This window comes from Cyclobacterium plantarum (assembly GCF_011290685.1).
Classification (GTDB): domain Bacteria; phylum Bacteroidota; class Bacteroidia; order Cytophagales; family Cyclobacteriaceae; genus Cyclobacterium; species Cyclobacterium plantarum.
The window spans coordinates 115,541-129,325 of sequence record NZ_JAANYN010000006.1 but is presented as its reverse complement, the minus strand read 5'-3'; the positions used below and the strand labels follow the sequence as shown (position 1 = coordinate 129,325).

Below are 13,785 nucleotides of genomic sequence, written 5' to 3'. Positions count from 1 at the left end.
TTGGCTTATTTCTTGTAACTTGATAGGAGTAAATATTCATCAACCAAACCAAAGAAAAATGTTAACCTGGGTAATTGTGTTTTTAGTAGTAGCATTGATTGCTGCTGTATTGGGTTTTTCCGGGCTTGCTTCCGGATTGGCTTCCATTGCCAAAATAATCTTTTATTTGTTCCTGATCTTATTGGCGATAAGCTTAATTGCGGGGGCCTTAAACGGCTTTTAATAAAAACAGGAAGCCACCTAATCGGTTGGCTTCCTGCTTTCTCAATCGGCTTATACTATAAAGGTTGGGGGAGTTCTGGTACAGGAACGTGGACTACCGTTTCTAAAAAGTTGATCGATTCTTCTAAAACTGCTTTCCATTGGTCGGTTTTAATATCCGAGGCAATGACATGGTCTCCAGCTTCCGGAAAGCTGGTTTTCCTTTTCAGTTGAGCAGGAGTGTTGATCTGCTCAAACATTTGGAGCATGGCAGGTACGGATACCACCCTGTCCTGATTTTCCTCATCCTTATAATAATATCCCAGAAAAAGAGGCTGCTTTACTTTTTCGAAGGTCTCCTTATTCATTTCACTTTTTACCAAAATGCCAAGGCTGGTATATGCATTGATATGAAGCCTGTTGGCCCAGTATTTCCCTTCCTCCTCTTCTCTTGGAACTACCATTACCCCATTTTCCGTCATGGTAATCTGCATCAGTTGTTTCATCCAGGGTTGAAAAAGAGGATCTAATTTATCTCCATAGATGGCTACACAAGGGGAATACAAAAGCAAAGCATGGATATCAGGTCGTTCCTCCGCCAAAACCAATGATAAGGCTCCACCCATAGAAGTACCGATAACAATGACTTTTTCTCCCAGTTGCTTACTGATCATAAAAGCCTCTCTGGCTCCCTGAACCAATTGTTGTGCATCCAGGTATTCAAAAGCATTAGGCCTGTCGATGCCATGTTCAGGTAAGCGGCTGAGGAATAGATTAGCGCCAAAGTGCTCGGCAATTTTCTTGTGGACAGGATCTCCTTCCATTTGACTGGCGCCAAAACCATGAACATAAAGGATACTAAAAGGTGTTTTTTCCTTTTTTGTGCTGTCAGCCCACAGGATTCTGGCCTGGTTATTGACTTTTAAGCCCTTAACCGTATCCTCTTTGGCCTTGATAAAAGCTTCCAGTTCTGCAAGATCAGTTGGGACTTCAGGATAGGTTCCCGACAGGTCCTGTATACTTTCTCTGGGTCCCAACATGTAAGCGATTACCAGTAAGATGGCTAAACCCATTAGCCAGGGGATGATTCTTTTCATACGTTTATTATTGTCTTGCAACCGGAACCCTTGTCAGACGGTCTAGAACCGTCTGACAAGTAACATTCATGACCTATAAATTACTCAATTATGATCATGTCTCGTTGTGTCGCCTGTGTCATTCTCGATTTCATGTGTCTATAATTTGCTTTTCAAAGGTCACATTCCCGCCCGGATGACGCCAGTCGGACGGGGAATCTTCGCATGATTAATAATCATCCAACTGGGTGACGTTTTCGTCATGCCTGCCTGCGGTAGGCAGGCTCGATTTCATGTACTTACTTTTTGATGTCCTCATAGGAGGCGACTACACCTCTTACCATAGCAGAACTAAAACCATGGTGTTCCATTTCATTTAGGCCTTTTATGGTTGAGCCCTTGGGAGTGGTGACTTTATCAATGGCTGCTTCCGGGTGAATCCCTTTTTGAATAATAAGTTCTGCTGCTCCCTTTACAGTTTGATTGACTATCTTATTAGCAGTTTTCGCATCAAAACCTATCTGTATACCTCCCTGGGTCATGGCCCGCATAAACCGGAGTACAAATGCCGTCCCGCAGGCTCCCAATACTGTAGCGGCTTCCATCAGGTGTTCTTCTATAGTGATGGATATACCCACACTGTTAAATATGGATTTGACTACATCTTCTGATTCAGGCGTGAAATTCTCGCCGCAAATGCAGGTAATGGACTCTTTAATATCTGCTGCAATATTGGGCATTACCCTGAAAACAGTGGTGCCTGGCTCCAATTCCTGCTTTATGCGCTCAATGGTAACTCCTGCGGCCAAAGAAGCAATTACCTGCTTTTTCTTGTATAAAAACGGTTTGATCTCCTGCAAGACAGGTTTGATGTTGTAAGGCTTAACTCCCAAAATGACAAAATCTGCGTCTTTTACAGCCTCCTTATTATCCGCTAAAACGGTAACTCCCTGAGATTGCAGGTAAAACAGGCTTTCAGGGTGTCTTTTGGTAACCGTCAGGTTTTTTCCATCAAAACCCGAACTGGACAATAATCCGTTTACAATAGATAAGCCCAGGTTCCCACAGCCAATGATGGCAATCTTCGTGTTTTTGTCCATTTCTGGTCCTTTAAATTAAAATTCAGTGTTAAAATTAATCAATATTTGTGGATAAATTCATTTAATTTATTCTGATCCCGGTTGAATTTGCTGGGTGTAAATGTAAAAATTGGGATCTGCTTCTATCATTTCTTTTTCTATCAAATCGGTTGTGCTTTGCCATTCCGATGTAGGTTTTAACCAATTTGTTTTACCATTTTGGCTGATTTTCAAAGGCATGGCAAAGTCATCTACCACTTCTTTCCAACGGAAAAAAAGCTGGTCGTCCTTCCAGTAAAACTGGAACAGGGGAACATCGGCGGTTCTCAGGTACTGATCAAAAAAGGATTGAAGGGGCAATCCGGTCCTTTTGGCTAGAAATGTTTCTATATCATTAGTTGTTACCGTCTGGTGATAAAAGGTTTCGTTCATTTCCCGAAGGATATTCCTCCACTTTTCATCATCAGCTATCCATTGCCTCAGGGTGTGCAAGATATTGGCTCCTTTGAAATACATGTCGCCCGACCCCCGCTGATTAACCTCATAGTCACCAATAATGGGGATGTCGTTTTTTATCACCTGCCGGGCACCCTGCAGGTAGGCATTGCCGGCATTTATCCCGTAGTGATAATCCAGAAACAGGCTTTCGGAATAGGTAGTGAAGCTTTCATGGATCCACATATCGGCAATATCCCGGTAGGTAATGTTATTGGCAAACCATTCGTGCCCGGCTTCATGTATAATGATATAATCAAAGGTCATTCCCCAACCAGTTTCACTAAAATCTTTCCCCTTATAGCCCTGCTGGTAGCCATTCCCGTAGGTTACGGCAGATTGATGCTCCATCCCCAGGTAAGGCACTTCAATCAGTTTAAACCCATCCTCATAGAAAGGATATGGGCCAAACCAATACTCAAAAGCACGCATCAGCCGCGGCACATCTTTAAACTGGACCCTGGCTTTATCCAGGTTTTCTTTGAGTACATAGTAATCCAGCGTCAAAGGGCCCTTCTCTCCCTGATAATCCTCAGAAAAATGGGCATAATCGGCAATGCTGATGTTTACGCCATAATTGTTAATGGGATTGGACACAAACCAATGGTAGGTGCTAGTACCATCCTCATGTTTTTCTGTCTTTCTAAGCCTCCCATTCGATATGTTCATTAATGGATCAGGAACATTCACACTGATCAGCATGCTATCAGGTTCATCATACATATGGTCTTTACAGGGCCACCAAAGACTGGCCCCATCTCCCTGGTTTGAATTGGCAATAAAAGGTTTTCCTTTTGCGTCTTTCTTCCAGGTAAGGCCACCACTCCAGGGAGGGTTGGGACTGATTCTAGGATTACCTTCATAGGAGATTTCAAGATTGTGAACGCTTCCCGGTTTTTGTGGAGAAGGAAGTCGTACGAAATAAGCATTTCCTTCTCTTTTGTAAGCCAGTTCTTTTTCATCCTGCCGGAAGCTCCTTATTCTCATCGGCTCCTGCAGATCAATTTGAAGCAATTGTCCTTCCCTGAGCACTTTATAATGTACGGTATTTGTTCCTTCAATGGTTTTTTTTCTTGGATCCACCTCAATATCAAGGTGGTAGAATACCAAATCCCACCATTCCCTTTCAGGGGTGATGCTTCCTCTAAGGCTGTCTTGTCTGGTATAGGGAATACCCACTTGTTGGGCATGGGTTATTGGGAGGGAAAAAATAAGGCATAGAAAAAGAGCAAAAATATATGTAGACGTAAAATCAAGTGATAATTTCATAAGTTGGGGAGCAATTATTCGTAACGGTCTGTGATATCAAGTTTTTCCAAATCAATCATAAGTTGAGCCACTTTTTCTGTGACATCCTTAAAAAACCGCTCGCCTTTTTCCTTACTGGAAGCTTTGGGGTTCCCAATGCCTGTATCTTCGGTGACCATGGACCATTTTCTCTCTGCCCAGGCCCAGCCTTCCCTCAGGGCTTTGACTTTTGATTTTTTTTCTGCTCCATCACCTGTTTCTGCCAGGGGACCCACCAGGTGGGAATGAAGGTGCATGATCAGGCTTGTTTCCATTTCATCGGCATGGTCCCCCATGTGGTCAAAATATTGTGTTTTATCCAGGGCCTGGAACCAATTGCAGGTGCTGAAAAACATGTCGGGAAATTGAAGTCCAATTTCTCTCAGGATGGTTTTGAAATCATTTCCTCCATGACTGTTCAAAATCAACAATTTTGGAATTCCCTGCCGGTGTAAAACGCTGGTCAGGTCTTTGATAATGGCCAGTTGGGTGCTGGGGTTGAGGTTCATGTCCAGGTAAATATCGGCTTGCCCCGTATTCACACCAAAGGGAATGGTGGGTAATATCATTACTTTTGCTCCCTTTTCCCAGGCGATTTTCCCGGATGCTGCCGCGACAGCGTCTGCTTCGTAAATATCGGTACCATAGGGCAGGTGGTAGTTATGGGCTTCGGTGGCTGCCCAGGGGAGTACCGCCAACTCAATTTTTTCTTTTTTCAGTGCTTTCCAATTGGTTTCAGCCAAAATATAGGGTCTCATGATCTTGGTTTGTTAATTTATCTGGTCTCCGTTCCTAAAATGTAAATAAACCATATTTTTTCAAAAATTCCTTCTTCTATGGGCAATGACTTTATTTAAATGGCTTCCAATGCAGACGAAGCAAGGAATTACAACCTACCGCTGTCTGTAGCCCTTTTCTAAATGGAACCCCGCCAGATAACTGGAAAAATTTTACCGTAAAAGTATTAATAGCATTCCTGACATATCCTGCCTGAATGATTGAGGAGTTCTGGGCTTGGATTGATCCATAGGAATGGCCAATCCTATTTTATCCTACCGGATAAAGTACTGCTATCCGTAAATAAAACACACCAGACCTGGTCGGATTTTGAATAATTCAGAAATTATCCCATGGGTTATTCATATTGTTTGGCGATTTGCTCCAGCCTTTTTTGAATGGTATTTTGGTCTATCCATTGTCCCCTGGCCATTACCCCAATCGGATTCCTCAGATTTTCCAGGTTGTCCAGGGGATTGTCATTGACCAAAATTAAATCCGCTTCCATTCCTTTTTTAATTTCTCCAAAATTCCCGCCGAAGAATAAAGCAGGGTTGATGGTTCCAATTTGAATGGCTTCCAGAGGACTCAGGCCAGCATCAAGCATGCCCTGCAATTCATGATGTATGGAAAATCCGGGGACATTGAAAACCTGGGGCGCATCTGAACCAAGGAGTAGGCCTTGTCCGTCTTCATGTAAGGATTGTATCAGTTGGTACCTGATTTCCTGGAATTGTTGCCATTTTTCCTTTTCATAGGAATCTCCTTCAGTCAGGTTATTTTTGCTTTCAATCCAGTTGTTTCGTGTTTCAGGAGACATGTATTTCATTTCAGGCTGGTTGACCAATTCCTCTGCCGGTATGGGAGAAAACCAACGGTCGAAAAGGGCCTGGGTAGGCACCACCCAAACCTTATTTTTTTTACTCAGCGCTACCAGTTCCGGAATGCTTTCCATTTTGGCCAGGTCGGTGAAATTGTACCCGAAAAATCCATTTTCTGTTGGATTAACCCCTGCGTCTTCAGGAACCAAACCTTCCAGAAAGCCATCTACATGGTCCACCGTTTGGTAACCGTTTTTTAAAGCATGTCTGATTCCTACCAAATTGGACACGTGTCCGGCATAGGGGATTCCCACTTCCTGAGCAGTTTTGACAAGGGTGTCAAATACATGCTTTCGGATGCCCGGGTGAAGTTTTAGAAAATCATAACCTTCCCTTGCATAGGTACTCACCTTTTCACGGGCCTCTTCAGGAGTCCGCACGGTATTGCCGTTTAAAGAAGGGCTTGAGGTAAAGATTCGTGGAGAAAGGATTTCCTGATTGGCTGCTTTTTCCCTGAGTGGAAGATGGACCGGATTGCCCAACATCCCTCTGATGGTGGTAATTCCATTTGAAAGATACAAGAATAATGTCTCTTGCACCAGGGGCTCATTCCATTCCCCAGCGGGAATATGGGCATGCATTTCCGCGAGACCGGGTAAAAGATAATGGTTGGCAGCATCAATGACATTTGCCTGCCCCCATTCGGCCGGGTTTCCGGCTGGAATAACCTGATCGATTACCTGTCCATCAATGACCACATGGCATTTTTCTATTTCACCCGTACGGACATCAATGACATTTGCATTTTCAAATACAGTGGAGGTTTCACTTAGGTTATATTGCTGGGTCTTTGGCCCACAGGAGAAACTCACTATCAGGACAGTGATTAAGTGCATCAAATTTCTCATAATCTTGTGTTTTAAGGTTTAACCAAACTGGGTTTACAGCTTAAACCAATAGTAAAATTTTCCCTATATGTGTGGAACTTTCCATCAATTGGTGCGCATGTTGGGCATCTGTCAATGGGAATGCTGTATGAATTATGGGTTTAATCTTGTCCGGAAAAAGAGGCCAAATTTGGGCCATCAACTGGGTGGCAATATGACCTTTGTAGGCTACAGATTGGGGTCTTAAGGTAGACCCGGTAAGTACCAGTTCATTTTTCATGATCCTTATCAGGTCGACTTCACCAATTTTGTTTTTCATGGCATTGATCATAATGAGCCTGCCCTTAGGGGCCAATAGCCTGATATTTTTTAATGTATAATCTCCACCGACCATGTCCAGAATGATATCTATTGCGGCACCATCAAAATGGGTTTTAATTTTGTCCTCAAAATCGTCTAGCTGGTAATTGATAGCCATTTCAGCTCCCAAGGCGATACATGCCTGGCATTTTTCATCGGTTCCGGCTGTGGTAAACACCCTGCCTCCCAATGCGTTGACCATCTGTATGGTAGCTACCCCTATGCCGCTGCTGCCACCGTGAACGAGAACCTTATCGGTGGAACGGAATTTCCCCTTTTCGAAGACATTGTTCCAAACCGTAAAAAAGGTTTCGGGAAGGGAGGCCGCTTCTTCCAGGCTGATACCTTCAGGAATGGTTAAGCATTGGCTTGCCGGAGCCACCACATATTCTGCATAGCCACCACCTGCAATCAGGGCACAAACCTGGTCGCCTATTTCCCAGGTTTTCACTGTTTTTCCCAATTGCTCCACAGTTCCCGAAATTTCCAGGCCAGGTATATCTGAAGGTACTCCATCCGGAGCCGGGTATTTACCCATTCGTTGGGCCAGATCCGGCCGGTTTACTCCCGCAGCCCTGACTTTGATCAATACCTCATTTTCTCCTGGCTCCGGCTTAATTCTTTCTTTAACCTGTAATACTTCGGGATCGCCCGGCTCAGATATTACTACTGCTTTCATGTGTTTATGATTTGTTTTTATTAGGTCAAAACTTACCCTGTACCGAAGGTTGGGTTAGCCTGTCCTGACGTTAAGGAGAATCTCGAAACAATAATCATCCCGCTGTGTGATGTTCTCCTTATGCTTCATTTCATCTGTTTATAATTTGATTTTTAATGGTCAGATGGAATCTCGCAATGATAATCATCCCTCTGTGTGACGTTTTCGTCATGCCTGCCTGCGGTAGGCAGGCTCGATTTCATGGTTGCTTATTTGATGACCAATAAGGGCACATGGGTGTGATAGGCCATTTCCACACTGTGGCTTGGTCTGAATATTACATCAAAAAATCCCCTGTCCTTTGAAAACATGACCAACATGCATTTTGGTTTATCTTTAAGGAAATTATCCAAACCTTTGCCAGCATCTGCTTCCTCCAGCTTTTCAAAACTGAATTCACTGTCAGGGAAATTTTCATTCACGTAGGATTCCATGCCTTTGAAAAGTATTTTCTTATTGAAATCTGGTTTGGTAATTACATGGATGATGCGATAAGGCAAATTCCATGTTTCGGTCAGCGAGATTAATTTTTTAAACATGCCTTCATTTTCATTTTCCAATTCCAGCGCAACATCAATCTCTTGTACAGCATCAAAGGATGCACCAAAAGGCACTGCAATGACAGGTACTTCACTTTCTTTGATCACGGTAGCGGTATTGGATCCGATTAATTTCTTTTTGATCCCGCTTGCTCCTTGGGTTCCCATGATCACCAGGTCATAGTCTCCATTGGCTACAGTCGCAAAAATGGCAGTGGAAACCGTGCCTTGAATTATCTTATAATTCATTTGTATACCATCTCCATAAGTTTTAATGGATTTTTTCATCGCTACTTTGGCATCATTTTCAATAGTCTGTATGATTTCCGTGGCCTGGGCAGCAAAATCATATACAGCATAATAAGAATACAAAAGGGTGATGCTGGCATCTTGTTGCAGGGCATAAGCTTTTGCAAATGCCAGGGCATTTTCAGCATTTTCGGATAAATCAGTAGGAACGAGAATTTTCATGGTGGATATCTTTAGGACTTTAATTTAGCGAAATTAAATCTAATCCGCACAATGATTTAAATCATATATATTTGTAGGAAGATCAAAAGTAACCCTTTAAGATATGTTTGAATTTGACAAAGAAAAGCATTACCCCAAGGAAACGGAAAGCCGGGTAGTGATCCGTTTTCAGGATTGTGATCCCTTGCAGCACCTCAACAACGCCAAGTATTTTGATTACTTTTTCAATGCAAGAGAAGATCAGGTACCCAAACTCTACGGGGTAGAGATGATTGATTTTATCAGGAAATACAATGCGGCCTGGGTGGTTTACAACCATAACATTTCTTATATAAGACCAGCAAAGGTTGGGGAGTGGGTACGCATTATGAGCAGGGTTATTTGGCACGACCACCATTCTTTGGTTGTGGAATATTACATGACGGATGATAATAAGGAGGAGTTGAAAACCCTTATGTGGACAACAATGCGCTATGTCGACATTAAAGAAGGTCGGTCCACAGACCACAAAGGAGCAGTAAAATCTTTTTTACTAGCGGTTTCAGAAGATGTAAATGTTGCCGAGATGTCTATAAGGGAAAGAATTAAAGAAATAAAATCCAAATTAATTCAGACTTAAAAGGGGGGCTTATCCCTGTTTGACAACTCTGAATCCAAATAATAAAATGAAACAGTCCATTTCAAAAACATTTCTTTAATTAACTGCTATCCATATCATTCATCGTTGTTCTTTTTTCAAAGTTCCGCACCTGGCAAAAATCCGCTTACTTACCAGCAGCTGAAGGAGAAGGTTACCAATGTAGTTTTCTGCCCGACTGATAAAGGCCTTAATTATTCCAGGTGTGAGAAATGTTTCCTAAGACCTGTCTGCTGGTTTTGTTGGAGATTTTAATAGGAAGTGTCTCTCCATTTCAGAAACCGCCCGGAAGGCAGTATCTATTCAAAAACCAGCTAAGCCAGTCAATCTCCAACCACCCTGAAAAGTACATTCGAAGGGTTAGTAAAAGAAGCCTTGCTATCACTAATCGGGATTGGTTTTTTCATAAACCCACTCAAAATAAGTTGTTTATCCAGAATAAGGTGGATTAGTAAAATTGAATAATAAACAGGAAATTTGAGGATGGAGGAGGACAAATATTTCAATACCCAACAACTTTACGGATTTTTACCTTCCGAAAACAAAGAGGTGGGAAAATTGGCGACCCTGGCCCTTGATATGCGTTGGTCTTGGAATCACGCCACCGATAAACTGTGGAGACAATTGGATCCAGAGCTTTGGGACCAAACCCAAAACCCCTGGTTGGTACTGCAGACTGTATCAAGAAATAGGGTCGAGCAACTGCTTAAGGATCCATTATTTAAGGAAAAATTGGATGCATTACTTGAAAAAAGAGAAAAAGCAACCAACAGCTCTGCCTGGTTTCAGGAAAAATACCCTCAATCTGGTTTGACCCATTTGGCTTATTTCAGCATGGAATTCATGCTGAATGAAGCACTCCCAATTTATGTTGGTGGGCTTGGTAATGTTGCCGGCGATCAGTTAAAATCAGCCAGTGATTTGGGAGTCCCCGTAACCGGAATTGGATTGTTCTATCAGCAGGGATATTTTCGTCAGGAGATTGATCATGATGGGAACCAAAAAGCCATTCATGCCTTTAATGATCCGGGACAAGTACCCATCATTCCCTTGAGAAAACCTGATGGGGAATGGTTAAGGATAACCGTTCAGCTGGGAGGTTTTAGCCTTTGGCTCCGTACCTGGGAAGTCCAGGCGGGTAGGGTAAAGCTTTTCCTATTGGATAGCAATGACCCGGCCAATTTGCCGGTTCACCGGGGTATTACCAACGAATTGTACGGAGGCGGGCCGGAACTTCGGATTAAGCAGGAAATTATTCTGGGGATTGGAGGCTGGAAATTACTAGCTGAGATGGACTTAAAACCTGAGGTCTGTCATTTAAATGAAGGTCATTCAGGATTTGTGGTATTGGCCAGGGCAGCGGAAATCATGAAAGAAAAAAGGTGCTCATTTGAAGAGGCTCTTTTCATATCCCGACCCGGGAACCTGTTTACCACCCATACGGCCGTTCCAGCGGGATTTGATCATTTTCACCCCCACCTTATGGAAAATATGCTGGGACAGTATGCCAGAGATGTTTTGGGAATTGGTTTGGAAAGATTGATGGCACTTGGAAGGCAAAATCCTGGCAATTCCGAAGAGTATTTCAATATGGCTTTCTTAGCCCTGCGGGGATGCGGGGCAGTAAATGGGGTTAGCCAATTGCATGGTATTGTGAGCAGGGAACTCTTCAGTTGCCTGTTTCCTCGCTGGCCCTTAAATGAAATCCCTATTGGGCACGTTACGAATGGAGTACATATGCCCACCTGGGACAATGAATTTTCTGATAAAATTTGGACAAATGCCTGCGGAAAGGATAGGTGGAGAGGTGATCTGGCCGATATGGAACCAGCCATGTGTCAATTGTCAGATGAAGCATTATGGGATCTGAGAAGTATTTGCAGGGAAAACCTGGTTCATTTTATCAGGAGCCGCTTTGAACGACAATCCAGACTTGGAGGAAGAAGAAATCACTTAAACCTGAAAATAGAGGATATTTTTGATCCTCATGTTTTAACTTTGGGATTCGCCCGGCGGTTTGTTTCCTACAAAAGACCAAATTTGCTTCTATGGGATAAGAAAAGACTAATGCACTTGCTCAATCATAAATCCTTTCCCCTTCAGTTGGTACTTGCCGGAAAAGCCGGGCCAGGGGATGAGACGGGTAAAGCCCTGATCAAGGAATGGATCCAATTCATTGAAGAAAACAGTTTGCACCAAAAGGTGGTTTTCCTTAGCGATTATGATATGGGCATCACCGAACAATTGGTGAGTGGGGTGGATGTTTGGATGAATACACCAAAAAGGCCTTGGGAAGCCTGTGGCACCAGTGGTATGAAAGTACTTGTCAACGGTGGGCTTAATCTTTCCACCCTTGATGGTTGGTGGGCCGAAGCTTTTTCACCGGAAGTAGGCTGGGCCATTGGAAATGCAGCAGATACAAAAGATAATGGGCTTTCTGAGGAGAGAGAGGCAGAATTGCTTTATGACATGCTGGAATATCAGGTGATTCCTGAATTTTATGAGCGTAAACCAGACGGCCTGCCACTCAGGTGGCTCGAAAGAATCAGGAAAAGTATGTCCAGGCTTGCGCCGGTTTTTTCGGCCAACAGGACGGTAAGGGAATATACCGACAATTATTATTTACCTGCAGCTCAACAGTATCTGGAGCGAAGTGCCGGTATTACAGGAAAGGGAAGGGAGATTTTTGAAATACAACAACAAATCCGGCAACATTGGGACAAGATAAGTTTTGGTGATATTCAGACAGAAACCAAAGGAGAATTTCATGTTTTTCGGGTATCTCTGGTGTTGGAGGAAATTCATCCCGAATGGGTTTCGGTGGAGATTTTCGCAGAAAATGGTAATGGGGGAATGCCAGAAAAGATCAAAATGGAAAGAGTAGAAAACATGGATGACCATAGGCATCAGGTTTACACGGGAAAAGTGCCTGCCAACCGGCCCCTTTCTCATTTTACCATTAGGGTGATTCCCTTTTTTAAGGAATTGGCCCTGCCTTTAGAGTCTTCTTATATTCTTTGGCAGCGTTGAGAGAAGTCAAAAAACATTACCTTTGATCAAAAAATAAGGTTATGAACTTTTCTGATCTTGGACTTTCATCAAAAATCCTGGAGGCGGTTAACAATGCCAAATACCTGGAGGCCTACCCCGTTCAGGTCAAAGCCATACCTGCAATCTTAAAAAAGAAAGATGTAATGGCCCTGGCGCCGACGGGTTCAGGCAAAACAGCAGCTTATGTGCTTCCTCTTTTGGAAATGTTCCAGAATTGGCCCTTTGTAAAAAGCCGGATCATGCCGGTATTGGTACTTGTCCCCACCCGGGAACTCGCCAGCCAGGTGGAGGAAACGATGAGGGGCTTCAGTGAATTTTTACCCAGAAAAGTAAAAACACTCGCTGTGTATGGTGGTGTTTCCATTAATCCTCAGATGATGGACATATATGGTACAGAGGTTTTGATTGGCACCCCGGGACGATTGCTGGACCTCTTGTCAAAAAATGCAGTGGATCTCTCGGAATTGAAAATATTGGTATTGGATGAGGCCGATAAGATGCTCAACCTTGGGTTTAAAGAGGAAGTGAATGAAATCCTTTCCACCTTACCCGCGAAAAGGCAAAATATCCTCTTCTCTGCTACCATGGAAGAGCCTGTGGAAATGTTGATGGCCAGGATGCTACACCAGCCGGTTAGAATAGAAATAGAACAGGATAAAATAACCCCGGAACTGATCACCCAGTCTGCTTATAGGGTGGCAAGGGAAAATAAAGGGCCTTTATTGAGGTTTTTGATTCAGGAAGGGAATTGGCAACAAGTGCTGGTATTTACAGCCTCAAAAAGGGCGGCAGATAACCTGGCCGCAAAATTAAAAAAACACGGTATTCAGGCACAGTCTTTTCATGGTGACAAAAGCCAGGGAGCTAGGACAGGAGCCTTAAACCTGTTCAAGGAAGGAAGGCTCAGGGTTTTGGTGGCCACGGATTTGGCGGCTCGTGGTATTGATATCCAATTTTTGCCCCATGTAGTGAATTATGAACTTCCCAGATCCCCGAAGGACTATATCCATCGGATTGGTCGAACTGGCAGGGCTGGTTCCTCGGGAGAGGCCATTTCCCTGATTTCTGAGGAGGATGAACACCATTTTAAAATCATTCAGAAAAAAATGAAAAGGAATGTTGAGTTGATTGACCCGGCCAACCTGGGCTTTTAAATGCTCCAATATCATTTCCTATACCATAAACACCCTGAGTTCAATCCAACGGAGGCAGAAAGTTTTTAGGAATAATAAGCAGTTCCAAACAGGTTTCGGTCACACAAATAGAAAACTGTAAGGCACAAGGATCGATCGAAAAATTTTTCTTTTTGCAATTTATGATTTTATTTGAATGAATGTGATTCCATAGGCTGAAAAGCACTATTGTCCTCCTGATTTGTGCCTTTTC

The 13,785-nt window shown here is 43.2% G+C and carries 11 protein-coding genes; 4 read left to right on the top strand and 7 right to left on the bottom strand.

All coding sequences use genetic code 11. The features are described from left to right. Nucleotides 1–58 precede the first annotated feature (58 nt). Nucleotides 59–223, top strand: coding sequence for a DUF1328 domain-containing protein (locus tag G9Q97_RS15135; RefSeq protein ID WP_166148263.1), 165 nt, complete (start codon nucleotides 59–61; stop codon nucleotides 221–223). Nucleotides 224–278: 55 nt separating this feature from the next. Here the strand turns inward: G9Q97_RS15135 and G9Q97_RS15130 are convergent, their stop codons facing one another. The 7 genes from G9Q97_RS15130 to G9Q97_RS15100 all read right to left on the bottom strand — a co-directional run bounded on the left by G9Q97_RS15130 (nucleotide 279) and on the right by G9Q97_RS15100 (nucleotide 8,711). After that, nucleotides 279–1,298, bottom strand: coding sequence for an alpha/beta hydrolase (locus G9Q97_RS15130; RefSeq protein WP_166148262.1), 1,020 nt, complete (start codon nucleotides 1,296–1,298; stop codon nucleotides 279–281). Nucleotides 1,299–1,576: 278 nt separating this feature from the next. Further along, a complete protein-coding gene (gene proC, locus G9Q97_RS15125; protein WP_166148261.1) occupies nucleotides 1,577–2,377 on the bottom strand; it encodes a pyrroline-5-carboxylate reductase in 801 nt (266 codons plus the stop codon). Between the two features lie 66 nt (nucleotides 2,378–2,443). After that, nucleotides 2,444–4,120: a M1 family metallopeptidase gene (locus tag G9Q97_RS15120; RefSeq protein WP_166148259.1), complete on the bottom strand. Its 1,677-nt coding sequence runs from the start codon at nucleotides 4,118–4,120 to the stop codon at nucleotides 2,444–2,446. Between the two features lie 14 nt (nucleotides 4,121–4,134). Continuing rightward, nucleotides 4,135–4,896 carry a creatininase family protein gene (locus tag G9Q97_RS15115; RefSeq protein ID WP_166148257.1) on the bottom strand — a complete coding sequence of 254 codons (762 nt, stop codon included), beginning with the start codon at nucleotides 4,894–4,896 and terminating at the stop codon, nucleotides 4,135–4,137. Nucleotides 4,897–5,273: 377 nt separating this feature from the next. After that, nucleotides 5,274–6,644: an amidohydrolase family protein gene (locus tag G9Q97_RS15110; protein ID WP_166148255.1), complete on the bottom strand. Its 1,371-nt coding sequence runs from the start codon at nucleotides 6,642–6,644 to the stop codon at nucleotides 5,274–5,276. A 40-nt stretch (nucleotides 6,645–6,684) separates the two neighbouring features. Then, the gene (locus tag G9Q97_RS15105; protein WP_166148254.1) at nucleotides 6,685–7,662 is read right to left on the bottom strand and encodes an NAD(P)H-quinone oxidoreductase; all 978 of its coding nucleotides are present in this window, start codon (nucleotides 7,660–7,662) and stop codon (nucleotides 6,685–6,687) included. A 248-nt stretch (nucleotides 7,663–7,910) separates the two neighbouring features. Further along, nucleotides 7,911–8,711 carry a universal stress protein gene (locus G9Q97_RS15100; RefSeq protein ID WP_166148252.1) on the bottom strand — a complete coding sequence of 267 codons (801 nt, stop codon included), beginning with the start codon at nucleotides 8,709–8,711 and terminating at the stop codon, nucleotides 7,911–7,913. Between the two features lie 103 nt (nucleotides 8,712–8,814). On the opposite strand from G9Q97_RS15100, the gene G9Q97_RS15095 reads away from it, so the two are divergent. The 3 genes from G9Q97_RS15095 to G9Q97_RS15085 all read left to right on the top strand — a co-directional run bounded on the left by G9Q97_RS15095 (nucleotide 8,815) and on the right by G9Q97_RS15085 (nucleotide 13,553). After that, nucleotides 8,815–9,330 (top strand): acyl-CoA thioesterase, encoded by a 516-nt coding sequence (locus G9Q97_RS15095; protein ID WP_166148250.1) that lies wholly within the window; start codon nucleotides 8,815–8,817, stop codon nucleotides 9,328–9,330. Between the two features lie 501 nt (nucleotides 9,331–9,831). Further along, nucleotides 9,832–12,378: an alpha-glucan family phosphorylase gene (glgP, locus tag G9Q97_RS15090; protein WP_166148249.1), complete on the top strand. Its 2,547-nt coding sequence runs from the start codon at nucleotides 9,832–9,834 to the stop codon at nucleotides 12,376–12,378. Between the two features lie 41 nt (nucleotides 12,379–12,419). Then, nucleotides 12,420–13,553, top strand: a complete 1,134-nt coding sequence (locus tag G9Q97_RS15085) for a DEAD/DEAH box helicase (RefSeq protein ID WP_166148247.1) — start codon at nucleotides 12,420–12,422, stop codon at nucleotides 13,551–13,553. The last annotated feature ends 232 nt before the right edge of the window (nucleotides 13,554–13,785 follow it).

What these genes read in the sequence shown, in the direction of transcription:
- G9Q97_RS15135 (WP_166148263.1), top strand. Translation starts at nt 59, where the DNA reads ATGTTAACCTGGGTAATTGTGTTTTTAGTAGTAGCATTGATTGCTGCT.
- G9Q97_RS15130 (WP_166148262.1), bottom strand. Translation starts at nt 1,298, where the DNA reads ATGAAAAGAATCATCCCCTGGCTAATGGGTTTAGCCATCTTACTGGTA.
- proC (WP_166148261.1), bottom strand. Translation starts at nt 2,377, where the DNA reads ATGGACAAAAACACGAAGATTGCCATCATTGGCTGTGGGAACCTGGGC.
- G9Q97_RS15120 (WP_166148259.1), bottom strand. Translation starts at nt 4,120, where the DNA reads ATGAAATTATCACTTGATTTTACGTCTACATATATTTTTGCTCTTTTT.
- G9Q97_RS15115 (WP_166148257.1), bottom strand. Translation starts at nt 4,896, where the DNA reads ATGAGACCCTATATTTTGGCTGAAACCAATTGGAAAGCACTGAAAAAA.
- G9Q97_RS15110 (WP_166148255.1), bottom strand. Translation starts at nt 6,644, where the DNA reads ATGAGAAATTTGATGCACTTAATCACTGTCCTGATAGTGAGTTTCTCC.
- G9Q97_RS15105 (WP_166148254.1), bottom strand. Translation starts at nt 7,662, where the DNA reads ATGAAAGCAGTAGTAATATCTGAGCCGGGCGATCCCGAAGTATTACAG.
- G9Q97_RS15100 (WP_166148252.1), bottom strand. Translation starts at nt 8,711, where the DNA reads ATGAAAATTCTCGTTCCTACTGATTTATCCGAAAATGCTGAAAATGCC.
- G9Q97_RS15095 (WP_166148250.1), top strand. Translation starts at nt 8,815, where the DNA reads ATGTTTGAATTTGACAAAGAAAAGCATTACCCCAAGGAAACGGAAAGC.
- glgP (WP_166148249.1), top strand. Translation starts at nt 9,832, where the DNA reads ATGGAGGAGGACAAATATTTCAATACCCAACAACTTTACGGATTTTTA.
- G9Q97_RS15085 (WP_166148247.1), top strand. Translation starts at nt 12,420, where the DNA reads ATGAACTTTTCTGATCTTGGACTTTCATCAAAAATCCTGGAGGCGGTT.